Consider the following 26,447-nt stretch of genomic DNA (forward strand, 5'->3'; position numbering starts at 1 on the left):
GCGATCATGGCCGGCCGAATTCCAGATACCTTCATCGACGAACTGCTTGCCCGGGTCGATATCGCGGATATCGTGGGCGAGCGGGTCCGACTGCGCCGTTCCGGGAGTAACTACCTCGGACTCTGTCCTTTCCACGGTGAAAAGACTCCGTCCTTCACCGTCAGCGCTGACAAGCAGTTCTACCACTGCTTCGGCTGTGGGGCGCATGGTAGCGCCATCCGTTTTCTCATGGAGTATGACCGCCTCGACTTCCGCGAGGCCGTGGCTCAGCTCGCCCGGACGGCGGGCCTGGAAATGCCCGAACAGGGCCGCGGCGAGGCACAACAACCGAGCCAGAAACCGCTCCACGATCTGCTGGCGCAGGCCGGTCGCCAGTATCAGCAGTGGCTGCGTCAGCACCCGCAGCGTCAGCGCGCCATCGATTATCTGCAGAAGCGCGGGCTGAATGGCGGGATCGCCCAACGCTTCGGCATCGGCTTCGCCCCGCCGGGTTGGGATAACCTGCTTCGTGAGCTCGGCAACCCCGACCACCTGAAACAGGCCGGTCTCGTCGTCGAGCGGGACGGCGGCCGGGTCTACGACCGTTTTCGTGACCGCATCATGTTTCCCATCCGGGATCACCGCGGCCGAACCATCGGTTTCGGCGGTCGGGTACTGGATGACGGCGAACCGAAATACCTGAACTCCCCCGAAACACCGGTCTTCCACAAGGGCGAGGCGTTGTACGGTCTCCACGAAGTACTGCAGGCCGATCGCCACCCGACCGATATCGTCGTTGTCGAGGGCTACATGGACGTGGTGGCGCTCGCCCAGCACGGACTCCCACGCGCCGTCGCCACACTCGGAACCGCCACGTCGACCCGCCAGGTGGAACGGCTGCTGAAGACCACCGGCGATGTCATTTTCTGTTTCGATGGCGACGAGGCCGGCGCACGCGCGGCATGGCGTGCACTGGAGAACGCGCTGCCGGCCATGCGCCAGGGCCGCCAGATCCGTTTCCTTTTTCTGCCCGACGGTGAAGATCCGGACAGTCTGGTCCGGCAAAGCGGCAGCGAGGCCTTCGAGTCGCGGCTTCTACAGGCCACTTCGCTGTCTGATTACCTGATCGACCGACTGCAGCAGCAGACAGACATGCAGAGCATGGATGGCCGGGCGAGGTTTGTGGAAAAGGCCCTCCCGCTGCTCCAACGACTGCCGCCGGATGTCTACCGGCACATGCTCATCGAGCGTATGGCTGGCCTCGCCCGCCTCGATACCGGTTACCTGGAGGGTGTCGTGGATGGCCGGGAGCGGATCGGGCGCCGGCAGGCCCGCAGCGAAAGCCGCTCCTCCGGCCTGGATACGGGGAGCGTGCGGCGGACACCGGTGCGGCTGGCCATCGCCCTGTTGCTGCAGCGCCCGGCCCTTGCGCATCAGGTTGAAGACATTGCCTCGCTGCGCGGCCTTGACGACCTCCCGGGCCTGCCGCTGCTCGTACAACTGCTTGAATTGAGCATCAATGAACCCCAGATCACCCCAGGAGCGGTACTCGAGCGGTTCCGTGACACTGAGCATGAGGCCGCACTATGGAAACTCGCGACATGGGATCATCTCGTGCCGGAATCGGGCCTGGAGGCGGAATTCGCGGATGCGATGAACCGCGTTCGCCGGTTGTTGTCGGATCGTCGCCTGCAGCATCTGAACGAGCGTCTGCAGGCCGGCGAACTCACCGCCGAGGAGTGGACCGAATGGACCCGACTCAAGAAATAGGACGTTGCCACAGCGCAGCGTTGTGAATTGGCGAGGAAGTGCTAGTATACGCGGTTCAGCGTAAAACGCGGCCCGCCGAAACAACCCCAGCATCGGTAGCTTATGGCAAGCCAGGATCAGCAGTCCCAGATTAGAGAGCTCATTGCCCGTGGCAAGGAGCAAGGTTACCTCACGTATGCCGAGGTCAACGATCACCTGCCCGACGACATCGTCGAGCCGGAACAGATCGAGGATATCATCGGCATGATCAACGACATGGGCATCCCGGTCCATGAAACCGCTCCCGATGCCGACACGCTCCTGCTCAGCGACGGCGCGGTATCCACCGACGAGGACGAGGCCGAGGAGGCCGCGGCCGCGCTGGCAGCCGTGGATGCCGAGTTCGGTCGCACCACCGACCCGGTCCGCATGTACATGCGCGAGATGGGCACGGTGGAGCTGCTCACCCGGGAAGGGGAGATCGAGCTTGCCAAGCGCATTGAGGACGGACTCGACCAGGTCCTGAGGGCGCTCTCGGCCTATCCCGAGTCGTCACGGACCATGGTCGCTCTCCATCACGGGATCCAGAACGGTGAGCTGCGACTGGCCGAGGTGGTCGCCGGATTCCGTGACGTCAGCGAGCTGGTTGAAAACGTCCCCGAGGTGGTTGCCATCCAGCAGGCCGCAGCCGAGGAAGCCGCGCGCGAGGCCGAGGCGAGCGCCGCGGAATCCGACGATGACGAGGAGGCCTCCAGCGGCGATACCGGCCCCGACCCGGAGCGTGCCGCACAGATCTTCGATCGCATCGAGGTACGCCATAACGAGATGGTCGAGGTGCTGGAGCGGGAAGGCCCCGACAGCAAACAGCTGGCGGAGATCCGCGAGGAGATGACCGGGCTTTTCCTGGCCATCAAGTTTGTGCCAAAAGTGATTGAGGGCCTGGCAGGCAACCTGCGCAAGGCGGTGGAACGGGTCCGTGCCGCGGAGCGCGAAGTGATGCGCGTGGCCACCAAGCAGGGCACCATGCCTCGCAAGGACTTCATCGCCCGCTTCCCTGGCCACGAGACGGATACCACCTGGGTCGACGCGGTGATCGCCGAGGGCAAGGCCTACAGCAAGCAGATGGCGGAGTGCCGGGAAGCGCTGCTCGAGCAGCAGTCGGAACTGATTCAGATTCGGGAGCTCACCGGTCTCCCGCCCTCCGAGATCAAGGAAATCAATCGCCGGATGTCCATCGGCGAGGCGAAGGCGCGCCGGGCCAAGAAGGAAATGGTCGAGGCCAATCTGCGCCTGGTGATCTCCATTGCCAAGAAGTACACCAACCGAGGACTGCAGTTCCTGGATCTGATCCAGGAGGGCAATATCGGCCTGATGAAGGCGGTCGACAAGTTCGAATATCGCCGCGGTTACAAGTTCTCGACCTATGCTACCTGGTGGATCCGGCAGGCCATCACCCGATCGATCGCCGATCAGGCCCGAACGATCCGCATTCCGGTTCACATGATCGAGACCATCAACAAGCTCAACCGGGTCTCCCGGCAGATGCTCCAGGAGATGGGTCGTGAACCGCACCCCGAAGAGCTCGCCGAGCGCATGGAGATGCCCGAGGACAAAGTCCGCAAGGTGCTCAAGATCGCCAAGGAGCCGATCTCGATGGAAACGCCCATCGGCGATGACGAGGACTCGCACCTGGGCGATTTCATCGAGGATACCTCGGTCATGTCGCCGGTGGATTCCGCGACACGCGAGGGCCTGCGGGAGTCCGTCCGCGAAGTGCTCTCCGGGCTGACGCCGCGGGAGGCCAAGGTCCTGCGCATGCGCTTTGGCATCGACATGAACACCGACCATACCCTCGAAGAGGTTGGCAAGCAGTTCGATGTGACTCGTGAGCGCATACGACAGATCGAGGCCAAGGCACTGCGCAAGCTCCGGCATCCGACCCGATCGGACAGTCTCCGCAGCTTCCTCGACGAGCAGTGATCTCCCGCGCGGGCCCATAGCTCAATGGTCAGAGCAGAGGACTCATAATCCTTTGGTTCCAGGTTCGAATCCTGGTGGGCCCACCAAACTCAGACGCATATTCCGGACGCCCGCCGCCCGGGTAACATTCCTGTAATAATTTATATATGAATATACGTATATAGTAATGGCTCATTCGTCGGATGAGCCTTAACCATGGCGCACTACAACGTCCTCTTCCTGTGCACCGGCAACTCGGCGCGCAGCATCCTCGCTGAGGCCCTGCTCAACAGCATGGGCAACGGCCGGTTCACCGCCTACAGTGCGGGCAGCTTTCCCGCCGGTGAGGTCAACCCGCTCGCGCTCCAGACCCTCGAACGCATGAAGCTCCCCACCGACGGACTGCACAGCAAGAACTGGGATGTCTTCGCCACCGCCGATGCACCGCAGATGGATTTCATCTTCACCGTCTGCGATCGAGCGGCGGCGGAGCCCTGCCCGGTCTGGCCCGGGCAGCCCATGACTGCCCATTGGGGGCTACCGGATCCTGCCGCGGCCGAGGGCAGCGAGGAAGAACGGCTGCGCGTCTTCCGGGAGACCGCCATCGCCCTCCGCAGCCGCGTCGGTCTGTTTATCAACCTGCCCATGACCTCACTGGATCGGCTCAAGCTGCAGAAAGCGATTGATGACATCGGACAGCAGGAGGGTTCGCCGACATGACACAGGCCGCCGCCAGTACCGAGCATGCGCGGCTCGATCCGGCTCGTTTTTTCCGCCTGCTGGGCGAGGAGACCCGTCTCCGTACCGCCCTCCTACTGCATCAGCAGGGTGAACTCTGCGTCTGCGAACTCACCGAAGCGCTGGGCGTCAGTCAGCCTAAGATGTCCAGGCATCTGGGCCATCTGCGCGATGTGGGACTGGTGGAAACCCGGCGCAGCGGCCAGTGGATCCACTATCGCCTGCGCAGTGATCTGCCCGCCTGGGCCCATGACCTGCTCACCGCGGTGGCCCGGGACCTGGCCGATGAGCCCCCCTTCTCCGGTGACACGCCCCGTGTGCGACGGGCCATCGCACGTCATCGAAGCGAGTGTGGACGATGAGTGCGCAGTGTGAAGTGACCGGTCGGCGGGCAGCCGGCGACGCCATGGGGACCTTCGAGCGCTATCTGAGCGTCTGGGTGGCACTGGCCATCATGGCCGGCATTGCCCTTGGCAAGTTCTTCCCGGATATCTTCGAATGGCTGAGCGGTCTGGAGGTCGCCAGCGTCAACCTCGTGGTGGCGGTACTGATCTGGGCGATGGTCTATCCCATGATGATCAACGTCGACTTCAGCTCGTTGCGCCATGCCGGCGACAAGCCCAAAGGGCTGACCATCACGCTGGTGATCAACTGGCTGATCAAGCCATTCACGATGGCCGGACTGGGCGTGCTGTTCTTTCAGGGCTTCTTCGCCGGCCTGGTGCCGCCGGACGATGCCAAGGCCTATATCGCCGGCATGATCCTGCTCGGCGCCGCGCCATGTACCGCCATGGTGTTTGTCTGGAGCCAGCTGACCGACGGCGATGCCACCTACACCCTGGTTCAGGTGGCCATTAACGATCTCATCATGGTGTTTGCCTTCGCGCCCCTGGTCGCCCTGCTGCTGGGCGTGGCCGATGTGATTGTCCCCTGGCAGACGCTGCTGTTGTCGGTTGGTCTTTATGTCGTCATCCCGCTGCTCGCCGGCGCATTCACCCGTCGGAGACTTCTGGGCTCGGGCGGCGAACAGGCCGTGGAGCGGTTCACCGGGCGCATCAAACCGGTCACCATCATCGGCCTCGTCGTCACCGTTCTACTGCTTTTCGCATTCCAGGGCGAACGCATCCTGACACAGCCTCTGATCATCGTCCTCATCGCCATTCCGCTCATCATCCAGAGTGTCGGCATTTTCGGCCTCGCCTATCTCTGGGCAAGGGGCTGGAACGTGCCCATCGGCATCGGTGCGCCGGCGGCGCTCATCGGTACGTCCAACTTCTTCGAGCTCGCCGTGGCGGTGGCCATCAGCCTGTTCGGACTCAACTCCGGGGCGGCACTCGCGACCGTTGTGGGCGTTCTGGTGGAAGTCCCGGTGATGCTGGCGCTGGTCAAGCTCGTCAATGGCTCGCGCGGTTGGTACGAATGCCGTATGGCCAGCGGGATCAGTACATGAGCGACGACGATACCTTCCCGAATCTGGAGGCCTCGGCGCTACACGCCATCGACGACGAGCAGCTGCTCGCAGGGCCCGGGGAAGAGCCACCCCGTATCCTGCTGCTCTATGGCTCCCTGCGGGCACGCTCGTTCAGCCGCCTGGCAGCTGAGGAGGCCGGTCGGATACTGCGTCGACTGGGCGCCGAGACCCGGTTCTTCCATCCGGCAGGCCTCCCTCTGCCGGATGATGCCGATGCCGAACACCCGAAGGTGAGGGCACTGCGCGAAATGGCGACGTGGTGCGACGGCTTTGTCTGGTCATCTCCGGAGCGTCACGGTGCCATGACTGGCATCATGAAGGCACAGATCGACTGGATTCCTCTCAACCTTGGCGGGGTCCGTCCCACCCAGGGCAAGACGCTCGCGGTGATGCAGGTCTGTGGCGGCTCCCAGAGCTTCAATGCCGTGAATCAGCTTCGCTTGCTGGGACGCTGGATGCGGCTGATCACCATCCCGAATCAATCATCGGTACCGAAGGCTTACCTTGAGTTCGAGGATGATGATCGGATGAAGCCGTCCCCCTATTACAACCGTATCGTCGACGTGATGGAGGAGCTCGTGAAATTCACGCGTTTGACGCGTGGATGCCGGGAGTACCTGGTGGACCGCTACTCGGAGCGGGTCGAGAGCACTGAGGCGCTCTCGGCCCGCGTCAACCAGCGCTCGATCTGACCGCTGGGGCCAGTCACTGCTGGACCAGACCGCTGATGGCCTCCAGGTAGGCCTCGCCATTGGCACGGACGGTTTCAGTGTCGTTGCGCTCGGAAGCGAGATGGACTTCCTCAAGATTCACGGCACTGGTCTCATGCGCCTCGGCGAGCCGTGCAAGCGCATTCTCCAGCGTATAGGTGACCTCATGCACTTCGGCCATCTCCACCGGTGAGAGCTCGCCATTGATCAGCGCTTTGAGCTGTTCATTCCCGGTCTCGAGGTTGTCCCAGGCCTCCGCCACGGTTCGTGAAGGCTCACCCTCGAAATGGTCCACCCCGTCCGCCTGCGCCAGTCCAACGCCAAGCAATGCCGTCGCGGCGACCATCACTCCGAGTCTGTTCGATATGGGAATCATCGATCTCTCCTTTTGAGCGAAAAGTGGAACCCGGTTATTCGGGAATGGCTAGTGTATCGCAATGAGAATCGTTCGCAAATGGAAAGATGGGTGCATGCGCGTCCTGCTTCAGCCACAATCGCCCCTGGTAACTCGAGGAGGAGAAGACAACGATGACCCCAGCACGCCGCTTACGCGAACTCATGCAGAACGAACCTCCGGTGGTCGCCCCCGGCGCCTTTGACGGCCTGTCGGCACGACTTGTCGAGCAGGCCGGCTTCCCCGCGGTGTACGCCACCGGCGGCGGCATTGCCCGCAGCAACGGGATCCCGGACCTCGGCCTGATGAGCCTTGACGAAATCGTCAAACGCCTGGAGAGCATGGTGGAGGTGGTCGACATCCCCCTGATCGGTGATGCGGATACCGGGCATGGCAATGCCCTGAATGCACAGAAGACCGCTCGCGCCTTCGAGCGCGCCGGTGTCGCCGGCTTTCATCTCGAGGACCAGGTCTTCCCGAAGAAATGTGGGCACTACGAAGATAAGTCGATCGTCCCGCAGAAAGAGATGACCCAGAAACTGCGCGCGGTGAAGGACGCATTCCACGACTCGGACACGGTCCTGATCGCCCGCACCGACGGTCTGGCCGTGGAAGGCTACGGCCCCACCATCGAACGCGCGCATGCGTACATGGAGGCCGGCGCCGATGCCATCTTCGTGGAAGCCCCGACGTCGGAGGAGCAGATCGAGCAGATCGCCCGCGACCTCCCGCAGCCGAAGCTCATCAACATGTTTCATGGCGGCAAGACGCCACTCATGCCGGTGGATCGCCTTGGCGAGCTCGGCTACAGCCTCGTCATCATCCCGAGTGACACGCAACGGGCAGCCATCAAGGGAATGCAGGACACCCTCGCCGCGATCCGGCGGGATGGACACAGTGCGTCCATGCAGGATCGGATGGTGACCTTCAAGGGTCGCGAGGAGGTCATCCGGACCGCCGAATATCTGGCGCTGGACGATAAATACGGCGCCTGAACCGGCAGCGGATAAAAAATCGGGGGCCGAGGCCCCCGTAAAACAAGTGGGTGGCGATCACAACCCACTCAGGCAGTCATGGGAATCAGCTCGTCTTGAACTGCTCTTCCTCGGTGGAACCGGTCATGGCCGTCACCGACGAGACACCACCCTGGATGGTCTGCGTGACCTGGTCGAAATAACCCGCACCCACCTCGCGCTGATGGCGCGTGGCGGTGTAACCATCCTTCTCGGCCGCGAACTCGGCCTCCTGAAGCTCGGAGTACGCAGCCATCTGCCGGCTCTTGTATCCGCGAGCCAGCTCGAACATCGAGTAGTTGAGGCTGTGGAAACCGGCCAGTGTGATGAACTGGAACTTGTAGCCCATGGCACCCAGCTCGTTCTGGAACTTCGCGATGGTGTTCTCGTCGAGCTTGCCGCGCCAGTTGAACGACGGCGAACAGTTGTAGGCGAGCATTGTGTTCGGATGATCCTTCTTGATCGCCTCGGCGAAGCGCCGCGCGAAGTCAAGATCCGGCGTGCCGGTCTCGCACCAGATCAGGTCGGCATAAGGGGCATAGGCCAGGCCGCGGCTGATGGCCTGCGCCTCGCCGGCGTTGGTGCGGAAGAAGCCTTCCACCGTCCGCTCGCCGGTGATGTGCGGTGCATCGTACTCGTCCACGTCCGAGGTGATGAGGTCGGCCGCCAGCGCGTCGGTCCGGGCCACCAGCAACGTCGGCACATCCATGGTGTCGGCCGCCAGCCGCGCGGCAACCAGCTTCTGCACGGCCTCCTGCGTGGGCACAAGCACCTTACCGCCCATGTGTCCACACTTCTTGACCGAAGCGAGCTGGTCCTCGAAATGGACACCGGCCGCACCGGCCCGGATCATGCCCTTCATCAACTCGAATGCGTTGAGGACGCCACCGAAACCGGCCTCGGCATCGGCGACGATGGGCTGCATCCAGTCGACGCTGTCGTCACCCTCGGCGTGATGGATCTCGTCGGCCCGCAGCAGCGCGTTATTGATGCGCTCCACCACAGCCGGGACGGAGTCGGCAGGGTACAGTGACTGATCGGGATACATGGTGCTCGCGAGGTTGGCGTCAGCCGCCACCTGCCAGCCTGACAGGTAGATGGACTTGAGCCCCGCCTTGACCTGCTGCATGGCCTGGTTACCGGTCAGCGCACCCAGCGCGTTGACGTAGTCCAGTTCACCGCCCGTCAGGTAGCCCCATAGCTTCTCGGCGCCGGATTCCGCCAGGCTGTGCTCGACGGGCACGGTGCCACGCAGACGGACAACCTCGGAGGCCGGATAGGGGCGCTTGACGTCGGCCCAGCGGGGATTGCCGGCCCAGTCTTTCTCGATTTCCGCAGCAGTCTTCAGGTTTTTCATCAATCACGCCTCCTCTGGCCTTGGTCGCAGACTCATCGACGCCACTCGTGTCGATATGCCGACGATATGTGGCGTTGCACCATTGCACAAGGTAATGTAAACAATACATAGCATTAAATTTACCTATGCTATGGTGAGACGATGGCAGCGCCCCTCAACACGGCCCCGAACTATCGCCAGGATCGCCTGCGGCAGCTTCGCGCATTCTGTTTCACTGCAGAGGCGGGCAGTATCTCCCGGGCGGCGGAACGGCTTGACGTCACTCAGCCGTCGGTCTCCCTGCAGGTCCAGGCCCTGGAGCGGGACCTGGGCATCACACTCTTCGAGCGCCGCGGCCCCAGGATCCGGCTGACTCCCGATGGCGAAGCACTCTATGCCGAGGCACACAAGCTGGTGGAGGCCATTGATGGACTGGCGGGGCGGTTCGCGGAGGGTAACCGGCCACTGGACAGTGGCCGCCTGGATATCGGCGCCGGCGAATCGTCGACGCTCTACCTGCTGCCGCCGATCCTCGAGCGTTTCATGGATCAGCATCCCAACGTCCAGGTACGTCTGCACCACTTATCGGTGGGGGAACTCATGGATGCCCTGCGCCAGGACCAGGTTGATTTCGCGGTTGGCGCCATCCTCGACATGCCCGACGAGCTCCGCTATCGAGCGATCTACTCCTACGGCCTGTCACTGATCACGCCCCCGGATCATCCGCTGGCCCGGCGCGACGTCATTACCATGCGCGACCTCGCGGGCCAGGACTACATCATTCCGCCGCAGAACATGACGACCTGGCGGTTGATCAAGCTGGTCTTCCAGCAGCACGCGGTTCGCTACCGGGTCCGCCTGGAGGTAGGCAGCTGGGAGGCGGTGAAGCGGTATGTGGGCCTTGGGTTCGGCGTCGCCATCGTCAGCAATGTCTGCCTGGCGGAGGATTACCCCGGCATCGTTGTCCGATCATTGCCCGAGGTCTTTCCGAAGCGGACCTATGGCGCCATGTCGCGCCAGGGACGGTTCCTCTCGCCACAGGCCCGTCGTTTCCTGGAGATGATGCGCCCGGATTTCTTCGAGCCTGAAACCGTCTCCGCTTCGCGCGGGCGGGGGCGTGGCGAGAGGCCCGGCTTCATCGCTGCCGACGGGGTCGATGCCGTCTAGCCCCTCGCCCGGGGGAACCAGAGCGTAAAGCAGCTGCCCTGACCCGGCTCGCTCTCCAGGGCGACCCGCCCGCCATGTACGGACATGACCTGGCTGACGAGATAGAGGCCGATCCCCATCCCGCGCGTACTGCGGTTATTGGGTGCACGGTAGTGCCGCTCGAAGGCCTGGGCCTGCTCTTCGGCGGACATGCCGATGCCATGGTCGCAGACGCGGATGCCGATCTCGCCCGCCGCATGCAGCACGCCGATTTCGATGGGCTCACCCTCGGCCGAATACTTGGCGGCGTTATCAATCAGATTATGGACCGCATTACCCACCAGGGCCTCATCCGCCACGATGACACCGGCCAGATCAGCCATCTGCAGCGGATGGCCGATTCGCAGGTTACCCGGCCGAAACAGCCGCGGCAGCCACTCCGCCAGATCCAGCCGCACCGGCTCCAGGGCGGAATTCCCCTGAGTCAGCCGATCGCTCTCCAGCCACTGTTCGAACAGCAGCTGCAGCCGCCCGGCAGCCTCTTCGATTGCTTCAAAACGCTTGAGCGGTTCACCCACCCCGCGATCACGCTCCATGCGGGCGACCTGGGCCTGACCGGCGATCACCGCCAGCGGATTGCGGAATTCATGCGAGATCAGGCCCGCGAACTCCACATACTGATCGAGCATCGTCCGCTCCCGCTCCAGCGCCTCTTCCAGGTCGCGGGTACGCTGCTCGACCATGCCCTCCAGGCGCTGCTCCGATGCCCGCAGCCCTTCCACCAACTGGCGCTCGGCCTGCAGCGCCTCCATCTGCGCCGTTTCACGACCACGACGTTCGGTCTGGATCCGGTCGGCCAACGCAAAGGACAGCAGCAGCATTTCCAGCAGCGATCCAATCTGCAGAAGATTGCCGGTAATAAACGTCGTGGGTATGAGCGCGAAATTGCGCAGTGCCTGGATAAAGACCGCGATAAGCAGCAAAGCCCAGGCCACCAGGAGATAACGGGCGCCCGGATGCCCGCGGCGCCAGCTACGGAAACTGATCAGCAGCAGGAGCGGACCGGTGAGACTCCCGGCGACGCTGATGGCCACCGACCCGAAACGCACCGGAACCTGGAGCACCGGCAGCAGCGCAATCACCAGGAAAACGCCGGCGAGCGACAGCAACAGCCCATCCAGTCGCGGCTGCTCGCTGCGGGTGGAGAGAAACTCCCGCACGAAAAGAATGCCGAAGATACCGGCAAGCGCGAACAGGCTGTTGGTGCCAAGGGTGTCAGGCCAGCCCGGCCAGAGTAACAGCAGGTAGGTCCGGAAACCGTTGTGGACCGTCATGGCAACGCCGACGAACAGCAGGAAGGCGCAATAGAGCGCGTACTGCCGCTCACGGAGCGAAAAGAACAGGAACAGGTTGTAGAGCAACAGGCCAAGGAGCACGCCGAAATAAATCATCAGCCCGGCCAGCTGCAGCCGGTCCGCGATGACAAAGGCCTCGGGCTTCCACAGGGTGAGCGGCACGGTCACCGAGCCATTGGAGGCTACCCGCAGGTAATAGCTCTGAACCGTATCGGCCCGCAGCGTGACCGGAAACAGGAAGTGTCGATGGGGCAGTGGCCGATCGTCCACCGCCTCGTTGTATCCGGTGCGCAGTTCGGGCCCGTCGGGCGGGTAGAAGCGCACGTCCACCAGACCGAAGTAACCCACCTCGAGGAGGTAGTCGGTTGCCTCCGGGGCCAGTGACTCCAACTCCAGACGCAGCCACCAGACACAGTCGCTCAGCCCGAAGTTGAGTGCCGCGCCGTCGTCATGGGGACGGAAGCGACCGGCATGGCGCCCGCTCCTCACCTCCTCAAGAGTCAGCCGCCCCCCCGGATCCTCCAGGTACTCGACGTGGGAATTCAGGTTAACGGCATCCCCGCCGGTCACCACGACGGCCCCGGCGGGCAGACACGCCATGATGCCCAGCAGCAGGCCGATCCAGAGTCCTGAGCGGATAGGGCCGCGCACGTCTCCGGCTAACGGTTGCTCAGGCGCAGTTCAATGCGCCGGTTCCGGGCCAGCGCCTCGGGACTGTCACCTTCGGCGATGGGCTGGTATTGGCCATAGCCGACCGCCGCCAGCCGATCCGGCGGCACGCCCTGATCGATCAGGAAATCGAGGATCGACTGGGCGCGGGCCGTGGAGAGCTGCCAGTTGGAGGGGAACTCCGGCGTACTGATCGGGCGCCGATCGGTGTGCCCCTCCACCTGCAGCACCCAATCGATCTCCGCCGGGATGCGGTCGGCCACGCGCCGCAGGATGCTGGCGACCTGCTCGAGTCGCTCCTCGCCACCCGGCCCGATTTCAGCGGACGCGGTCTCGAAGAAAAGCTCTGACTGGAAGCGGAACCGATCGCCCACGATCTCGATTTCCTCGATATCGCCAAGCACCTCGCGAAGCCGGCCGAAGAACTCCGAGCGGTAGCTGGAGAGTTCCTGCACCTCCTCGGCGAGGGCCACGTTGAGCCGCTCCACCAGCGTATCGATTCGTGTGCGCTGCTCGGCGACGGTGTCCTCTTCCACCCGAAGCGCCTCGGCGAGCGCGCTGATCTGGTCGCGCAGCGCCCGGATCTGGCGGCGCAGCGCCTCGATCCGCGCTTCGGCATCGGCGGTCAGCTGCGCCTCCTGTTCAAGCGCCCGCTGTCGGTCCTCAATCTCTGCGACCAGGTCACGGATCCGCATCTCCCGCGCCTCGATCTCCTCCTGGGCCAGCAGGGTGCGCTCCTCGGCCTCCGCGAGCTCCGCCTGCAGCTCCCGGTTGCGATCGCGCAGCGCACCGAGTTCGGTACGTGTACCGGCGAGATCGGTTTCGGTCTGCTCAAGGCGATTGACCAGGTCCCCGACCTGCGCCTCCAGGTCGTCCCGCACCGCCCGAAGGGCCGAAATCTCCTGCTGGAGCGTGGCGATCTCCAGCAGGCTGGCCTCCAGATCGGACTCGCCGATCGCAATGCGCTCGCGGGCCGCGGCGAGCTCCTCCTGCGTCAGCTCGAGGGCCTCCCGGGCCTCATCACGCTGGGATAGCGTCGCATGCAGTTCCGCGTAAAGATCGGACACCTGCTCCTCGAGCCGGGCCCGCTGCGTGCGCTCCATCGAGAGGGCATCGGCCATATCCGAGAGCTCGGCACGCAGCGACTCCAGCGCCTGGTTACGGTCCGAGAGCTGAGTGCTGAGATAGAGCTGCGCGACGACGAACAATAGCAGCACAAAGACGAAAGCGAGCAGTATCGTGGCCAGGGCATCCACAAACCCCGGCCAGATATTCACCGACGATCGGTTGCGGCGACTGCTCCCGAGCATCAGACGATCAGTCCGTGCCGCCGTTGCCGAGGTGCGAAACGGTTCGCGTCAGCAGCCTCACTTCATCCCGCAGCTCGGTCATCAAGCGCTCACGATCGGCCACCAGCTCCTGACGGAGCTCCTGCAGGCCCTGGGCCATGGCCCGCAGTTGCTCAATCTGCTCGGTATCCTGGCTGCCACGCGTCTCGCTCACATCGGCCAACCGGCCGAGCACACCCTGCAACTCCGACTGGGTCCGGGTGAGGCCGATCAACCCGCGCTGCTCGGTATGGGACTGCTCGGCGAGCCGCGACACCTCCTCAGTCAGCTCGATGATCCGCGCATCCACGCTGCGCCGTTCTTCATCACCACGGGCCATGATCCGCTGGAGTTTGTCGAGACTGTCCGCCGTATTCTCGAGCAGTGCCTGGATATAGGCGGGCACCGACCCCTCGCCGTCGCCCCCGAGCGCACCACTGGACAGCCGCGTCTGACCGGACAGCCATTCCTCCAGGTCGTTGTAGAACCCGTTCTGGGCGTGGGAAGCCTGCAGATCCACGAAGCCCAGCACGAGGGCACCGGCCAGCCCGAAAAGCGACGAACTGAAGGCGGTGCCCATCCCGGCCAGCGGCGCCTGCAGCCCATCCCGGAGGTCGGCGAAGATCTGCCCGGCATCGGCACCGTCGACGCTGAGGTTCGCGATCACTGCACCGACCGCGCGAAGGGTGTCGAGCAGACCCCAGAAAGTGCCCAGCAGGCCCAGGAAGACCAGCAGGCCGATGAGATAGCGCGAGATGTCCCGGGATTCATCCAGCCGGGTGCGGATGCCATCCAGCACCGTGCGCATGGACATGGCCGAGAGGCTGAAGCGGTCGCCCCGCCGCCCGGTGAGCATACGGGCCATGGAGCCCAGCAGGCGCGTGCCGGGGAGCGACGGCGCGTCCCCCTCCTCGGCATGGCGGAAACGCTCGACCCAGTCCACTTCGGGTTTCAGCACCAGGACCTGCCGACAGTTGATGACCAGGCCGATGAAGAGCACAGCCAGGATCATGCCATTGAAAACCGGATTGGCGAGAAAGGCGTCACTGAGCGGTTGCAGAAGCATTCCGCCGACCGCAGCGACAGCGGCCAGGAAAACGACGATCCAGATCAGGACGCGATTGGGATTGCGCACACCATTTCCCCCGTTGGTATTCGCGTTCTTGCCCTACCTTATCGCGAATCCCTTCGGGATGTAGCCCCCCGGCTGCGTCTCCGCCCGTGCTGGGCTATGCTCGCGGGCATGAACGACGCAATGCGCATTTACCGAAGCGGACTCGGGCTGGCGCTCCTGGTACTGGCGGGCTTCCTGATCTACTGGTTGCGTCCGATCCTGACGCCATTCCTGGCCGGTGCGCTGCTCGCCTATCTGGGTGATCCGCTCACCCGACGGCTGCAGCGTCTGGGACTCAACCGCACGCTGGCCGTCAGCTTCGTTTTCCTGGGGCTGACGGCGCTGACCGCGGCGGTGGTCCTCATGTTCATTCCGCTCATCGGCCGCCAGATCAATATGCTGCAGTCGCAGCTGCCGGCCATGCTCGAGTGGGCGCAGTCACAGGCGATCCCCTGGCTGGAGCAGACGCTCGGCGTCGATCCCGCCACGTTCGACCTCGCCGCCCTGCGCACAGCGATATCGGAGCACTGGCAGTCCACGGGCAACGTCGCGGCAGAGGTCATCCAGCGACTGACGCGCTCGGGCCTCGCCCTGGCCGGCGCCCTGGCCAGCCTCGCCCTGGTGCCAGTGGTAGCGTTCTACCTCCTTCGCGACTGGGACCGGGTCCTGGCAGCCGCGCTTGACACCCTGCCGCCGGCCTGGCGTGAGACAGTCGCCCGCCTGGCGCGGGAGTGTGATGAGGTGGTCGGCGCCTTCCTCCGCGGCCAGCTGTTGGTGATGATCAGTCTCGGCATTTTCTATGGCCTGGGGCTATGGCTGGTCGGTGTCCAGCTCGGTCTCCTGATCGGTCTGCTCTCCGGGCTGGCCGCGGTGGTACCCTATCTGGGGTTTATCGTGGGGATTGCCGCGGCGAGCGTCGCCACTCTCTTTCAGTTCAATGAGTGGCTGATTCCGCTACTACTCGTCTGGGTCGTCTACGGCGCCGGACAGGTACTGGAATCCGCGGTATTCACTCCACTGTTCGTGGGCGACCGCATCGGCCTGCACCCAGTCGTCGTCATTTTCGCGGTGCTCGCCGGCGGCCAGCTTTTCGGCTTTGCCGGGGTCCTGCTGGCACTGCCGGTGGCGGCCGTCATCGCGGTCCTGCTGCGACATGCCCATGCCTTCGTCACGGGATAGCTCTGCGATGCGTCGAAACAACGAGTTTCCTCCTCCGCCCCGCGAGCCGGATCTGGATGAGTGCTGCGGCAGTGGCTGCGATCCGTGCGTGTTCGACCTCTATGAGCAACGGCTGGAGCGCTGGCGGGTTCGCTGCGAGGCCCTCCGGGCATCCGCCACCGGTCGTCAGGAGTCGACGCCGGAACAGTCCGGGACAGGCTCAACGGATGGTCCGTCATGATCCGCCTGCTCAGCGCGGCTGTTCTGGTTCTGTTCCTTGCCTTCATGCTCTCGTCGCGATTCCGGGGTTGGCTGCGGGCGAGGGCGCCGATGCTCGTGCTGGGCTCGGTCGCCGTGGTCGCCATCGCGCTCGCCGCCACCGGGCGTCTCAACTGGATCTTCGCGGCCGTGAGCGCGGCGCTGCCTTTCATCTGGCGACTGGCCTCACTGCTACGGTTCCTGCCCTGGATCGCGCGGCTCACAGGGCATGCACGTACCGCATCGGCGGATCAGAATGACCCGAGGGACAACCGCCCGGTCCGTCCGGACGGCCGTATGAGTCGTGAAGAGGCGGCGGAACTGCTGGGTGTGACACCAGACGCCGACCGCGATGCGATCCTGGCCGCCCATCGGCGCCTCATGCAAAGGCTTCACCCCGACCGTGGCGGCACCGATTATCTGGCGGCTAGGCTTAACGAGGCTCGCGACCGACTGCTGGAGGGAACATCGTGATCCCCGCCTTCATCGCCCTGGTCCTCCTGCTCCAGCTCGCCGGCGAGGCCTTGGTGCGGGCGCTCAGCATACCCATCCCGGGGCCGGTGATCGGCATGCTCCTGCTGCTGTTGATCATGATCTTCCAGGGGGGGCCACCCAAACCACTGCAGGCGCTGGCCACCGGCCTGCTGAACCACCTCTCGCTGCTGTTCATTCCCGCCGGCGCCGGTGTGATCAGCTACCTGGCCCTGCTCGCCGACAACTGGTTGCCGGTGTTGGTGACGATCGTCATCAGCACGATGCTCACCATTGTCGTGACGGCGTTCACCCTGAAATTCCTCATAAGACGCATGAACCGGGAAGAGTCCTGATGGACGGTCTATTCCAGATCTGGGTCTACCTGGCCGAACAACCCCTTCTCTGGCTGGCGGTCACCGTTTCGGCCTATGTCGTGGCCCAGCAGCTTTTCCTGCGCTCCGGCGGCTTCCCCCTGCTCAATCCCGTGCTGGTCTCGATCACACTGGTCGTGCTGCTGCTCCTCGCCACTGGCACGGACTACGACACCTACTTCGAAGGGGGCCAGTACGTGCATTTCCTGCTCGGGCCCGCTACGGTGCTGCTGGCTGTCCCGCTGTATGCCCAGATTCACCGTCTGCGACGCCAGTGGCTGCCACTGGGCATTGCCCTGCTGGCGGGCTCAGTGACGGCCATCATCAGCACGGTGGTGCTGGGCCTTGGACTGGGTCTCGGCCCGTCGACCCTGATGTCACTGATGCCCAAATCGGCGACGACGCCGATTGCCATGGGCGTCGCGGAGAAGCTTGGTGGTGAGGCGGCGCTTGCCGCCGTGTTTGTGATGATCAGCGGGATCACCGGCGCCGTGGCCGGCATCCCGCTACTGCGCGTCCTCGGCGAACGGGATCCGGCCATCAAGGGATTTGCCATGGGCGTCACGGCCCACGGCATTGCCACTGCCCGGGCGTTTCAGCACAGTAATCAGGCTGGGGCGTATGCGGGTCTGGGCATGGGACTGAATGGCGCATTGACGGCGCTTCTTGTGCCACTGTTCGCCTGGTTGTTCGGCCTCTGACCAAAGGGAGTCAATAGAGTAATGATCCGCCACGCCCTCGCCGTGCTGCTGGTCACGGTCGGTATCCCAACCGCCCCGGCCCAGCAGGCCGCCGATCCCTCCCCCGCCATGGACGGCGAACAGGCGCTGGAGGCGATGCCGCTGGAGGCCGGCACGGACGCCTTGACGAGTACGGCTGACGATCGCCTCAGTCTGCAGGTGCATGTACCTGTCGATGGCCCCGCCCTGGTGGTGGATCAGCGCGAAGTGGCATTGCTGGCCGGCCGTAACCGGATCCGTATTCGCGACCTGCCCCGCACGCTGCGGGAGCTGAGCCTGCACTGGCATCTCAACGGGCCCGCGGAGCCGACACGCGTCAGCCGGATCAGCCGGGATGCATCGACCTGGGAGGCCGATCTGTTCGTCGAGGCCGGCGGCAGCCGGCGTTTGACACTGACCTATCTCGTCGATGGACTGAACCGTGGACTGGACTATCGGATGGCCGTGCCCGCCGGAGCCCAGGGCGCGGGGGCCCGGCTGACGGCCGCGGTCACGCTGGAGAACCGCACCGGTGCGGACCTAGGCAACGCGGATCTGTCGGTCGCCCTTAACGGTGACAGCATGGCTCGACTGCAGGCACAGGGACCATGGCCGTCCGATACCCTCCTGCGTATCCGGCCCGAGCCACCGACCCGGATCGACGTCAAACAATCGCTCATCACGCAGGCGCGTGGCGATCTGCCCGCCGAATCGCCCTGGCGCACGGACGTACAGTACCTGCTCGAACTCCAGGGCCTTGAGCACCCCCCCGGACCGGATACGCCGGTCACCCTCGTGACAGCCGACAACCCGCCTCGCCCCTTGGGCGAGGGACGCTTCGCCACGACCATCGGCGGCCGACCTGCCGTCATCGGCGGTGGCAGCAATGCGGTCACTGTGCGTCGAGTACAGGCCGCCTATCGTGACGGGGGCGAGGAGGAGATCGACATCGCCTGGCGCATTGAACTCCACAACCGGGACCGCGTGGCCCACCGCATCACCCTGATTGAGCGGATTGATGGGGGCTGGACCATCGAAGAGGGGGAGGACGACTGGCAGCGCACCCCTGTCGGTCTCAGCCGACAGGTCAACCTGGCCGCTGGTGAGCGTCGTGAGGTGGGCTACCGCATCCAGCTGTTCCGCTGATCAGCGCTCTAGCGTCAGATCGACGACAACCTCCACCGCGTGGCCGGCAACGGACGGGTCACGCCATTCGCCCTGGCCGACGCCGAAACGAACCCGGTCAATGGTGACGGCGCCATCCATTTCCGCCCGCTCACCCTCGGTCCGCCAGGTGAAGGGCAGGACCACCTCGTGGGTGTTGTCGCGAATGGTCAGATCTCCAACCGCCTCGTAGCCGTTGGGCGTCGCACGGATCTCCCGCGTCACGTAATAGGCCTCGGGGAAAGCATCCGTGTTGAACCACTCGGCATCCGGGAGGTTGGCGTCACGCTGGCTGCTGCCGGTATTGACGCTGCCCGTCGCGATGGTGACGTCGAAGCGGCTCGCGGCGAGGTCATCCGCGGAGAATCGCATGTCCGCGCTGAAATCCTCGAACCGGCCCTCGAAACGCCCGCCCTGCTGAGTGGCCTCAAAACCGAGGCGACTCTCATCATGCACGATATTCCATTCGGTCGCGGCGGACGCCACCATCGGCAGCGCCGCGGCCATGAGCCAGAGCCTGGGGAAGAATCGGCCGGCTGGACGGCTCGTCAGTCGAAACATGGCTTCACTCCTTCTGATCAGCGGCGGCGGACCGGGAGCATGCGACGCAGGACGTCATCATGGAGCACGAAGTGATGCCGAAGGGCAGCGCCAATATGCGCCACGAGGACGGCGGCGAAAACCCAGAAAAGCGTCAGATGCATGATGCTCGCCACCTCCGCCAGCGTCTCGCTTTCGGGTGTCAGATTGGGGATCTGCACCAGCCCGAAGACGTTGAGCGGGAAGTTTGCCGCGGAATTCAGCACATAACCTGACAGCGGCATCAGCAGCATCAGTGCATAGAGGGCCATATGCCCGGCACCAGCAAGCTGTTGCTCCCGGGGCGACAGCGTACCCGGCATGGCGGGGATCACATTGATCCAGCGCCAGACGATCCGCAGCAGCACCAGCGCGAGGATCGTGATCCCCAGGCTTTTGTGTAGCGCGTAGAGCTGGAACTTACCGGGGCTGTTGGGCAGGTTGACCATGATCCAGCCCAGCAGCATCGCCGTGGCGATGCCAGCGGCGATCAGCCAGTGCAGAAGCTGGGCACCGGCGCCCCAGCCATCCCGTGTATTGCGGAATCTCATCATTATTCCTAGGACCCTGTATTGAGGGGAGGGGTTCAGCGCATGCCGCGCGATGCCTTGATGGTGTCGTAGGCCGCCTGGATTTCCTGGGCCCGCTCCTTGGCGATGCGCATCATCTCTTCGGGCAGCCCCTTCGCCACCAGTTTGTCCGGGTGATGCTCGCTCATGAGTTTGCGCCAGGCCTTCTTGACCTCGGCATCGCTGGCGTCGGCGGAGACACCCAGCGTGTCATAAGCGGCCTCGAGCTCCGACTCGGTGCCGGTCTGATTGGCCGCCTGCCCGCCCATCATGGTCTCGAGCCGGGCGTAGTCGGCCTCGGAGAGACCGAGCCCCAGCGCGATGCGGCGCAGGACCGCCCGCTCGGCCTCATCGAACTGGCCATCCGCCAATGCCGCCTGAATCTGGATTTCCAGGAACAGGCGCACCAGTTGCAGGTGCCCCCGGCAGTAACGCCGGAACTCCTGCAGTGTCTGCTCGAGATCGGCCTCGCCATCGCGGCCGGCACGGAAGTAGCTGATCGCCTCCTCGCGCTGGGTGGCGTTGAGATCCATGCGCGCCATCACCTGTTCGGCGACACGGATCTCTGCCTCAGTGACCCGGCCATCGGCCTTGCAGACATGACCCATGACCACGAAGGCACTACGGAAGAAGGCGGCATGGACCATCTGCCGATGGCCCGCGCCACCACCGAAGGCGCCGCCGAGACCGCCCCCGCCCTTGCGGGCGAGGGCACGGTCAAAGAAATTGCCGATGATCAGGCCGATGAGCGCACCGACCCATCCGCCGGCCATGCCGCCGAAGACGGCCCCGAGAATCTTGCCGATCCAGATATTCATGACGGCGAGGATGCCGTCACTGCACCCACAGGTCCATGAATTCGTTGACCGGCATGGACTCGAGTCGGTTCTGATCGCCGCAGGCGGCCTCGATACGCTGCGCCTGACGGGGCGCGAATCGCGTGGCCAGCGCCCGTTCGAACTTGCCGACCAGCTCGGGAATGCCCTCATCACGGCGCCGACGATGACCGATGGGGTAATCCACGGCGACACGCTCGGTCTGGCTGCCATCCTTGAAGAAGACCTGTACGGCATTGCCGATGGCACGCTTGTCCGGATCCAGGTACTCCTCCGAGAACACCGGGTTCTCAACCACTTCCATCCGGTCGCGCAGGGCATCGATGCGTGGATCCGCCGCCACATCATCCTCGTAATCGGCGGCGGTCAGCCGGCCAAAGATCAACGGAACCGCGACCATGTACTGGATGCAGTGATCCCGATCGGCCGGGTTATTGAGCGCACCGGTCTTGTCGATGATGCGTACGCCGGCCTCCTGGGTCTCAATGACGATCTTCTCGATCTCGTCGATCCGCCCGGCCACCTCGGGATGCAGTGTCATCGCTGCCTCGGCGGCGGTCTGGGCATGGAACTCGGCGGGGAAGCTGATCTTGAAGAGCACATTCTCCATCACATAGCTGCCGAGCGGCTGAGCGAGATTGACTTCCTCGCCCTTGAAGAGCACATCCTGGAAGCCCCAGGTCGGCGCCGACAGGGCCGCCGGGTAGCCGATCTCACCGGTCCGGGTGATCAGCGCCAGACGCAACCCGCGGGAGGAGGCGTCACCGGCCGCCCAGCTCTTTCGGGGTCCGGCCTGCGGTGCATGGCGATAGGCCCGTAGCGCACCGCCATCCAGCAGCGCATGGCTGGCCACCGTCATGACATCCTCGTGACTGCCGCCCAGCAGGGCGGTGCTGACACAGGCCGATGCCAGACGGACGAGCAGGACATGGTCCAGACCGACGCGGTTGAAGCTGTTCTCCAGCGCGATGACGCCCTGGATTTCGTGGGCACGGATCATGGCCGTGAGCACGTCACGCATCACGGGCGGTTCACGACCCTCGGCGACCGCCTTGCGGGCCTGCCAGTCCGCGAGCGCCAGGATGGCACCGAGGTTATCCGAAGGATGGCCCCACTCCGCCGCCAGCCAGGTGTCGTTGAAGTCGAGCCAGCGCACCATGGCGCCGATGTTGAACGCCGCCTGCACGGGGTCGAGCTGGAAAGGGGTCCCCGGGACCCGGGCGCCACCCGGCATGTCGGCGCCGTCGACCACCGGGCCCAGCAGCTTGGTGCAGGCCGGATACTCGAGGGCCAGCATGCCGCAGGCCAGCGTGTCCATCAGGCAGTAACGCGCCGTGCTGTAGGCCTCATCGGAGTTGATGGTCGTGCCGGTCACATAATCCGCCAGCTCCCGCAGCAGGGCATCCGGCTCGGGCCGCTCGGCGCTTCGCACTCGCACATCACTCATGGTTCAACCTCTCTCCTCAATGGGCACCCAGGTCTGGAGCTCGGGGCCGGTGTAGTCGGCGCTGGGCCGGATGATGCGATTGTTCGCGCGCTGTTCCTTGACGTGCGCGGCCCAGCCACTGAGGCGCGACATCACGAAAATCGGGGTGAACAGCGGCGTGGGAATCCCCATGAAGTGATAGGCACTGGCATGGAAGAAATCCGCATTACAGAAAAGGCCCTTCTCGCGGGCCATGACCGCCTCGACACGCTCGGAGACGGGATAGAGTCGGCTATCGCCCACCTGCTCGGCGAGCTTCCGCGACCATTCCTTGATGATGGCATTGCGCGGGTCACTCTTGCGGTAGACCGCATGACCAAAGCCCATGATCTTTTCCTTGCGCTCGAGCATACCGAGCAGCTCGCGCTCGGCCTCATCCGGCGTCTGCCAGGGCTCGATCATGGCCATCGCCGCCTCGTTGGCACCGCCGTGAAGCGGCCCGCGGAGTGTGCCGATGGCCCCCGTGATGCACGAGTGAATATCCGACAATGTCGATGCGCAGGTCCGTGCCGTGAAGGTGGAGGCGTTGAACTCATGCTCGGCGTAGAGGATGAGCGAGGCATGCATCACCTGCACATGCATCGGATCCGGGCTCTTGCCGAGCAGCAGCCGCAGGAAGTGCCCGCCGATGCTGGCCTCGTCGCTGTCCGTATCGATACGCACACCATCATGGCTGTAGCGGTACCAGTAGGTGATGATCGCCGGGAAGGTGGCGAGCATGCGATCGATATGCCAGTCCTGCTCACTGAAGTCGGCTTCGGTTTCGAGATTGCCGAGCATGGAGCAGCCGGTGCGCATGACATCCATCGGATGGGCACTGGCCGGTATCCGCTCGAGCACCTCACGCAGCGCCTCCGGCAGGGTCCGCAGCGACTGCAGGCGCTCTCGATAGGCCACCAGTTCGTTGCGGTTGGGCAGATGCCCATAGAGCAGCAGATAGGCCACTTCCTCGAACTCTGCATGCTGGGCGAGGTCGTGAATGTCATAACCGCGATAGGTGAGCCCCGTGCCCGCCTGTCCCACGGTACAGAGCGCGGTTTCGCCTGCGGTAATCCCTCTGAGCCCTGCGGTGTTTTCCGCCATCATCTCCTCCCTTGGCCGACATGAAAAGGGCCACTTCGTGGCCCCGTCCATTCGCGTTAGTTGGCTTTGTGAATCGCACGCTTCCCGACTGCGAGGGCGGCCTCATGGACCGCTTCCGACAGGGTGGGATGCGCATGAATGGTGCGCGCGAGATCCTCGGCGCTGGCCTCATACTCCATCGCCAGCGTTGCCTCCGCGATCAACTCGCTGGTCTGCGGCCCCACCATGTGAACGCCGAGGATTCGATCCGTCTCGGCATGGGCAATGATCTTGACCATGCCGTCGGCGCGATCCATGGCGCGGGCACGACCGGTGGCCGCGAATCCGAATGTGCCGCTGCGATAGGGGGTTCCGGCGGCCTTGAGCTGGCTCTCGGTACGCCCCACCCAGGCGATTTCGGGGTCGGTGTAAATGACCCACGGAATCGTCTCATAGTTGACATGCCCGGCATGCCCGGCAATGCGCTCGGCCACCATGACGCCCTCTTCCGAGCCCTTGTGCGCCAGCATGGGCCCGCGCACGACATCGCCCACGGCGTAGACGCCGGGGATGTTGGTCTCGCAGTAGTCGTTGACGTGCACATAACCGCGCTCGTCCGTCAGAAGATCGGCATCCTCGGAGGACAGTCCATCGGTATTGGGGCGGCGCCCGACCGAGACGATCAGTCGATCCACCTGCAGATTCTGCTTACCCTCACTGTCCTCATAGTGGACGCTGACGGTCTTGCCCTTTCGGGTTCCGGTCACCCGGCAGCCCAGCTTGATGTCGAGGCCCTGCTTTTCGAAGAGCTTGCGCGCCTCCCGGGAGACCTGCTGATCCACCGGCGAGAGGAATTCCTCCTGGGCTTCCAGCAGCACGACCTTGGATCCCAGCCGGTTCCAGACGCTGCCCATTTCCAGGCCAATCACACCGGCGCCGATGACCCCCAGGCGCTTGGGCACCTCCTGGAATTCCTGGGCACCGGCTGAGTCGACGATCCGGTCACCATCCAGCGGCGCCGCACCGATCTCAATCGGCCGGGAGCCGGTGGCCAGGATGACGTTATCCGTGGTCAGCGTCTTGGCCTTGCCCTTGTGCGGGGTGAATTCAACCTGCCGTTCGGCAAGGAGCTTGCCATGGCCCTGAAGCCACTCGATGCGATTAGCCTTGAAAAGCTGCTTGATGCCTCCGGTGAGGTCCGCCACCACCTTGTCCTTGCGCTTGATCATCTGCGGGACATCAAGGGTGGTGCCCTCCACCCGGATCCCGTGCCCGGCAAGCTCCGACTGCACTCGGTGGTAATGCTCGGAGGAATCGAGCAGCGCCTTGGAGGGGATGCAGCCGACATTCAGGCATGTTCCGCCCAGTGCCGCCTCACCATCCTTGCTCCGGTACTCGTCGATCACCGCCACGCTCATGCCAAGCTGCGCACAGCGAATGGCGCCGACATAGCCGGCAGGGCCGGCTCCGATAACAATGACGTCGTAGGAATTCGCCATGATGACTCCTGAATTCAGTTGGATCAGACCTCGAGCAGCAGACGAGCCGGGTCTTCAAGCATGTCCTTGATGGTGACCAGGAACTGCACCGCTTCCTTGCCATCGATGATCCGATGGTCATAGGAATGAGCGAGGTACATCATGGGCCGGACCACGACCTGCCCGTTCTCCGCCATGGGACGTTCCTGGATCTTGTGCATTCCCAGAATGCCGCTCTGCGGCGGATTGAGGATCGGCGTGGAGACCAGCGAGCCGAAGATGCCACCGTTCGTGATGGTGAATGTGCCCCCGGTCAGCTCCTCGATCTCGATCTTACCCTGCTGGGCGCGCTGACCGAAGTCGGCGATTGCCGCCTCGATCTCGGCGAATGAGAGCTGATCGGCGTCCCGCAGCACAGGCACCATGAGGCCCCGATCGGTGGAAACGGCAATGCCGATGTCATAGTAGCCGTGGTAGAGGATGTCCGTCCCGTCGATCGAGGCATTGACCGCCGGATACCGCTTCAGCGCCTCGACGGCTGCCTTCACGAAAAACGACATGAACCCGAGTTTGGTGTCGTGGGCCTTGAGGAAGGAGTCCTTGTACCGCCCGCGCAGATCCATCACCGGCTGCATGTTCACTTCGTTGAAGGTGGTCAGCATCGCCGCGTTCTGCTGCGCCTGCACCAGGCGCTCGGCGATACGCTGGCGCAGACGGGTCATGGGTACGCGGCGCTCCTCGCGCTCGCCGGCCGGCACGGCCGCCGCCGGTGCCTCGGCTGCCGGCGGGGTGGGGGTCGGCGCCGGCTCGCTGCTCGGCGCCGGCGCGGCGGCGGGGGTGGCGGCCGGCTGATCCTCGCCGCCCTGCTCCATGTAACGGAGCACATCCTCCTTGAGGATCCGGCCGTTGCGGCCCGTTCCTGAGATGCGGCGCGGATCCAGGTCATGCTCTTCGACGAGGTTGCGCACCGCGGGGCTGAGCGACGGCATCTCCCCCTCGGTGGCGGCTTCCGCTGGCGCCGTTGACTCAGCCGCTGGTTCCTGACCGGTCTTCTCTTCGCCGCCGGCAGTCGCTGACTGGCCCTCGCCTGCGGCATTCAGCACCGCGACGACTTCACCGGCCGTCACGGTCTCACCCTCGGGCTTCAGAATCTCGCCGAGGATGCCGTCTTCCGGCGCCGGAACCTCCAGAACGACCTTGTCGGTCTCGAGATCGACGAGATTCTCGTCGCGCTCAACCTCGTCGCCGGGTTGCTTGTGCCACGTGACGACCGTGGCCTCGCTGACCGACTCCGGCAGCGCGGGTACCTTGACTTCGGTGCTCATCGACTCC

26 protein-coding genes and 1 tRNA gene are annotated in these 26,447 nt (G+C 64.3%); 15 read left to right on the forward strand and 12 right to left on the reverse strand.

Annotation, left to right across the window (positions count from 1 at the left end; genetic code table 11):
• Nucleotides 1-6 precede the first annotated feature (6 nt).
• The 7 genes from dnaG (at nucleotide 7) to arsH (ending at nucleotide 6,588) form a co-directional block, all read left to right on the forward strand.
• Nucleotides 7-1,749 (forward strand): DNA primase, encoded by a 1,743-nt coding sequence (dnaG, locus tag V6X63_RS05080; RefSeq protein ID WP_367978322.1) that lies wholly within the window; start codon nucleotides 7-9, stop codon nucleotides 1,747-1,749.
• Between the two features lie 102 nt (nucleotides 1,750-1,851).
• Nucleotides 1,852-3,708 (forward strand): RNA polymerase sigma factor RpoD, encoded by a 1,857-nt coding sequence (gene rpoD / locus V6X63_RS05085; protein ID WP_367978323.1) that lies wholly within the window; start codon nucleotides 1,852-1,854, stop codon nucleotides 3,706-3,708.
• A gap of 10 nt (nucleotides 3,709-3,718) precedes the next feature.
• Nucleotides 3,719-3,794 (forward strand) — tRNA-Ile (locus V6X63_RS05090).
• A 109-nt stretch (nucleotides 3,795-3,903) separates the two neighbouring features.
• Nucleotides 3,904-4,407 (forward strand): arsenate reductase ArsC, encoded by a 504-nt coding sequence (locus V6X63_RS05095; protein WP_367967553.1) that lies wholly within the window; start codon nucleotides 3,904-3,906, stop codon nucleotides 4,405-4,407.
• Nucleotides 4,404-4,787, forward strand: a complete 384-nt coding sequence (locus tag V6X63_RS05100; protein WP_367967554.1) for a metalloregulator ArsR/SmtB family transcription factor — start codon at nucleotides 4,404-4,406, stop codon at nucleotides 4,785-4,787. The genes V6X63_RS05095 and V6X63_RS05100 overlap by 4 nt, the downstream gene beginning before the upstream one ends.
• On the forward strand, nucleotides 4,784-5,875 hold the full coding sequence (gene arsB / locus V6X63_RS05105) for an ACR3 family arsenite efflux transporter (RefSeq protein ID WP_367967556.1): 1,092 nt from the start codon (nucleotides 4,784-4,786) through the stop codon (nucleotides 5,873-5,875). Before V6X63_RS05100 ends, arsB begins: the two co-directional genes overlap by 4 nt.
• A complete protein-coding gene (gene arsH, locus V6X63_RS05110; RefSeq protein WP_367967558.1) occupies nucleotides 5,872-6,588 on the forward strand; it encodes an arsenical resistance protein ArsH in 717 nt (238 codons plus the stop codon). Before arsB ends, arsH begins: the two co-directional genes overlap by 4 nt.
• A 13-nt stretch (nucleotides 6,589-6,601) precedes the next feature.
• On the opposite strand, the gene V6X63_RS05115 is transcribed toward arsH, so the two are convergent.
• On the reverse strand, nucleotides 6,602-6,982 hold the full coding sequence (locus V6X63_RS05115) for a DUF6746 family protein (protein ID WP_367967559.1): 381 nt from the start codon (nucleotides 6,980-6,982) through the stop codon (nucleotides 6,602-6,604).
• 152 nt (nucleotides 6,983-7,134) lie between these two features.
• On the opposite strand from V6X63_RS05115, the gene V6X63_RS05120 reads away from it, so the two are divergent.
• Complete coding sequence (locus V6X63_RS05120; protein WP_367967560.1) at nucleotides 7,135-7,995, forward strand: isocitrate lyase/PEP mutase family protein; 861 nt, start codon at nucleotides 7,135-7,137, stop codon at nucleotides 7,993-7,995.
• A gap of 85 nt (nucleotides 7,996-8,080) precedes the next feature.
• Here V6X63_RS05120 and aceA read toward each other — a convergent pair whose 3' ends face one another.
• Nucleotides 8,081-9,370 carry an isocitrate lyase gene (aceA, locus tag V6X63_RS05125; RefSeq protein WP_367967562.1) on the reverse strand — a complete coding sequence of 430 codons (1,290 nt, stop codon included), beginning with the start codon at nucleotides 9,368-9,370 and terminating at the stop codon, nucleotides 8,081-8,083.
• A 141-nt stretch (nucleotides 9,371-9,511) separates the two neighbouring features.
• On the opposite strand from aceA, the gene V6X63_RS05130 reads away from it, so the two are divergent.
• The gene (locus V6X63_RS05130) at nucleotides 9,512-10,516 is read left to right on the forward strand and encodes a LysR family transcriptional regulator (RefSeq protein WP_367967563.1); all 1,005 of its coding nucleotides are present in this window, start codon (nucleotides 9,512-9,514) and stop codon (nucleotides 10,514-10,516) included.
• Here the strand turns inward: V6X63_RS05130 and V6X63_RS05135 are convergent.
• The 3 genes from V6X63_RS05135 to V6X63_RS05145 are packed head-to-tail and all read right to left on the reverse strand — an operon-like array spanning nucleotide 10,513 to nucleotide 14,982.
• Nucleotides 10,513-12,501: a sensor histidine kinase gene (locus V6X63_RS05135; RefSeq protein WP_367978324.1), complete on the reverse strand. Its 1,989-nt coding sequence runs from the start codon at nucleotides 12,499-12,501 to the stop codon at nucleotides 10,513-10,515. The genes V6X63_RS05130 and V6X63_RS05135 overlap by 4 nt on opposite strands.
• A gap of 8 nt (nucleotides 12,502-12,509) precedes the next feature.
• Complete coding sequence (locus tag V6X63_RS05140) at nucleotides 12,510-13,829, reverse strand: peptidoglycan -binding protein (RefSeq protein ID WP_367978325.1); 1,320 nt, start codon at nucleotides 13,827-13,829, stop codon at nucleotides 12,510-12,512.
• Between the two features lie 7 nt (nucleotides 13,830-13,836).
• Nucleotides 13,837-14,982: a flagellar motor protein MotA gene (locus tag V6X63_RS05145; RefSeq protein WP_408022298.1), complete on the reverse strand. Its 1,146-nt coding sequence runs from the start codon at nucleotides 14,980-14,982 to the stop codon at nucleotides 13,837-13,839.
• A gap of 108 nt (nucleotides 14,983-15,090) precedes the next feature.
• Here V6X63_RS05145 and V6X63_RS05150 point away from each other — a divergent pair, with 108 nt between their 5' ends.
• The 6 genes from V6X63_RS05150 to V6X63_RS05175 are packed head-to-tail and all read left to right on the forward strand — an operon-like array spanning nucleotide 15,091 to nucleotide 19,087.
• Complete coding sequence (locus V6X63_RS05150) at nucleotides 15,091-16,140, forward strand: AI-2E family transporter (protein ID WP_367967568.1); 1,050 nt, start codon at nucleotides 15,091-15,093, stop codon at nucleotides 16,138-16,140.
• Nucleotides 16,141-16,147: 7 nt separating this feature from the next.
• A complete protein-coding gene (locus V6X63_RS05155; RefSeq protein WP_367978326.1) occupies nucleotides 16,148-16,360 on the forward strand; it encodes an oxidoreductase-like domain-containing protein in 213 nt (70 codons plus the stop codon).
• Nucleotides 16,357-16,851, forward strand: coding sequence for a J domain-containing protein (locus tag V6X63_RS05160; protein ID WP_367967572.1), 495 nt, complete (start codon nucleotides 16,357-16,359; stop codon nucleotides 16,849-16,851). The genes V6X63_RS05155 and V6X63_RS05160 overlap by 4 nt, the downstream gene beginning before the upstream one ends.
• Entirely contained in the window at nucleotides 16,848-17,204 is a 357-nt protein-coding gene (locus V6X63_RS05165) for a CidA/LrgA family protein (RefSeq protein ID WP_367978327.1), read from the forward strand. The genes V6X63_RS05160 and V6X63_RS05165 overlap by 4 nt, the downstream gene beginning before the upstream one ends.
• Nucleotides 17,204-17,923, forward strand: coding sequence for an LrgB family protein (locus V6X63_RS05170; protein ID WP_367967574.1), 720 nt, complete (start codon nucleotides 17,204-17,206; stop codon nucleotides 17,921-17,923). The genes V6X63_RS05165 and V6X63_RS05170 overlap by 1 nt, the downstream gene beginning before the upstream one ends.
• A 21-nt stretch (nucleotides 17,924-17,944) precedes the next feature.
• On the forward strand, nucleotides 17,945-19,087 hold the full coding sequence (locus V6X63_RS05175) for a hypothetical protein (protein WP_367978328.1): 1,143 nt from the start codon (nucleotides 17,945-17,947) through the stop codon (nucleotides 19,085-19,087).
• On the opposite strand, the gene V6X63_RS05180 is transcribed toward V6X63_RS05175, so the two are convergent.
• From V6X63_RS05180 to odhB, 7 genes are read right to left on the reverse strand one after another with little or no spacing between them, the layout of a single operon-like run.
• Nucleotides 19,088-19,666, reverse strand: a complete 579-nt coding sequence (locus tag V6X63_RS05180) for a YceI family protein (protein ID WP_367978329.1) — start codon at nucleotides 19,664-19,666, stop codon at nucleotides 19,088-19,090.
• Nucleotides 19,667-19,683: 17 nt separating this feature from the next.
• Entirely contained in the window at nucleotides 19,684-20,238 is a 555-nt protein-coding gene (locus tag V6X63_RS05185; RefSeq protein ID WP_367978330.1) for a cytochrome b, read from the reverse strand.
• Between the two features lie 32 nt (nucleotides 20,239-20,270).
• On the reverse strand, nucleotides 20,271-21,071 hold the full coding sequence (djlA, locus tag V6X63_RS05190) for a co-chaperone DjlA (RefSeq protein ID WP_367978331.1): 801 nt from the start codon (nucleotides 21,069-21,071) through the stop codon (nucleotides 20,271-20,273).
• A gap of 16 nt (nucleotides 21,072-21,087) precedes the next feature.
• Nucleotides 21,088-22,536 carry a bifunctional 2-methylcitrate dehydratase/aconitate hydratase gene (locus tag V6X63_RS05195; RefSeq protein ID WP_367978332.1) on the reverse strand — a complete coding sequence of 483 codons (1,449 nt, stop codon included), beginning with the start codon at nucleotides 22,534-22,536 and terminating at the stop codon, nucleotides 21,088-21,090.
• 3 nt (nucleotides 22,537-22,539) lie between these two features.
• Nucleotides 22,540-23,658, reverse strand: coding sequence for a bifunctional 2-methylcitrate synthase/citrate synthase (prpC, locus tag V6X63_RS05200; protein ID WP_367978333.1), 1,119 nt, complete (start codon nucleotides 23,656-23,658; stop codon nucleotides 22,540-22,542).
• Nucleotides 23,659-23,714: 56 nt separating this feature from the next.
• Nucleotides 23,715-25,136 carry a dihydrolipoyl dehydrogenase gene (lpdA, locus tag V6X63_RS05205; protein ID WP_367967582.1) on the reverse strand — a complete coding sequence of 474 codons (1,422 nt, stop codon included), beginning with the start codon at nucleotides 25,134-25,136 and terminating at the stop codon, nucleotides 23,715-23,717.
• A 23-nt stretch (nucleotides 25,137-25,159) separates the two neighbouring features.
• Entirely contained in the window at nucleotides 25,160-26,440 is a 1,281-nt protein-coding gene (gene odhB, locus V6X63_RS05210; protein ID WP_367967866.1) for a 2-oxoglutarate dehydrogenase complex dihydrolipoyllysine-residue succinyltransferase, read from the reverse strand.
• Nucleotides 26,441-26,447 lie beyond the last annotated feature (7 nt).

It is taken from the genome of Spiribacter onubensis, assembly GCF_040838425.1.
Lineage (GTDB): Bacteria > Pseudomonadota > Gammaproteobacteria > Nitrococcales > Nitrococcaceae > Spiribacter > Spiribacter onubensis.

Bases quoted from the DNA above. Each gene is read 5' to 3' on its own strand.
- dnaG (WP_367978322.1), top strand. From the start codon at position 7: ATGGCCGGCCGAATTCCAGATACCTTCATCGACGAACTGCTTGCCCGG.
- rpoD (WP_367978323.1), top strand. From the start codon at position 1,852: ATGGCAAGCCAGGATCAGCAGTCCCAGATTAGAGAGCTCATTGCCCGT.
- V6X63_RS05095 (WP_367967553.1), top strand. From the start codon at position 3,904: ATGGCGCACTACAACGTCCTCTTCCTGTGCACCGGCAACTCGGCGCGC.
- V6X63_RS05100 (WP_367967554.1), top strand. From the start codon at position 4,404: ATGACACAGGCCGCCGCCAGTACCGAGCATGCGCGGCTCGATCCGGCT.
- arsB (WP_367967556.1), top strand. From the start codon at position 4,784: ATGAGTGCGCAGTGTGAAGTGACCGGTCGGCGGGCAGCCGGCGACGCC.
- arsH (WP_367967558.1), top strand. From the start codon at position 5,872: ATGAGCGACGACGATACCTTCCCGAATCTGGAGGCCTCGGCGCTACAC.
- V6X63_RS05115 (WP_367967559.1), bottom strand. From the start codon at position 6,982: ATGATTCCCATATCGAACAGACTCGGAGTGATGGTCGCCGCGACGGCA.
- V6X63_RS05120 (WP_367967560.1), top strand. From the start codon at position 7,135: ATGACCCCAGCACGCCGCTTACGCGAACTCATGCAGAACGAACCTCCG.
- aceA (WP_367967562.1), bottom strand. From the start codon at position 9,370: ATGAAAAACCTGAAGACTGCTGCGGAAATCGAGAAAGACTGGGCCGGC.
- V6X63_RS05130 (WP_367967563.1), top strand. From the start codon at position 9,512: ATGGCAGCGCCCCTCAACACGGCCCCGAACTATCGCCAGGATCGCCTG.
- V6X63_RS05140 (WP_367978325.1), bottom strand. From the start codon at position 13,829: ATGCTCGGGAGCAGTCGCCGCAACCGATCGTCGGTGAATATCTGGCCG.
- V6X63_RS05150 (WP_367967568.1), top strand. From the start codon at position 15,091: ATGAACGACGCAATGCGCATTTACCGAAGCGGACTCGGGCTGGCGCTC.
- V6X63_RS05155 (WP_367978326.1), top strand. From the start codon at position 16,148: ATGCGTCGAAACAACGAGTTTCCTCCTCCGCCCCGCGAGCCGGATCTG.
- V6X63_RS05160 (WP_367967572.1), top strand. From the start codon at position 16,357: ATGATCCGCCTGCTCAGCGCGGCTGTTCTGGTTCTGTTCCTTGCCTTC.
- V6X63_RS05170 (WP_367967574.1), top strand. From the start codon at position 17,204: ATGGACGGTCTATTCCAGATCTGGGTCTACCTGGCCGAACAACCCCTT.
- V6X63_RS05175 (WP_367978328.1), top strand. From the start codon at position 17,945: ATGATCCGCCACGCCCTCGCCGTGCTGCTGGTCACGGTCGGTATCCCA.
- V6X63_RS05180 (WP_367978329.1), bottom strand. From the start codon at position 19,666: ATGTTTCGACTGACGAGCCGTCCAGCCGGCCGATTCTTCCCCAGGCTC.
- V6X63_RS05185 (WP_367978330.1), bottom strand. From the start codon at position 20,238: ATGATGAGATTCCGCAATACACGGGATGGCTGGGGCGCCGGTGCCCAG.
- djlA (WP_367978331.1), bottom strand. From the start codon at position 21,071: ATGAATATCTGGATCGGCAAGATTCTCGGGGCCGTCTTCGGCGGCATG.
- V6X63_RS05195 (WP_367978332.1), bottom strand. From the start codon at position 22,536: ATGAGTGATGTGCGAGTGCGAAGCGCCGAGCGGCCCGAGCCGGATGCC.
- prpC (WP_367978333.1), bottom strand. From the start codon at position 23,658: ATGGCGGAAAACACCGCAGGGCTCAGAGGGATTACCGCAGGCGAAACC.
- lpdA (WP_367967582.1), bottom strand. From the start codon at position 25,136: ATGGCGAATTCCTACGACGTCATTGTTATCGGAGCCGGCCCTGCCGGC.
- odhB (WP_367967866.1), bottom strand. From the start codon at position 26,440: ATGAGCACCGAAGTCAAGGTACCCGCGCTGCCGGAGTCGGTCAGCGAG.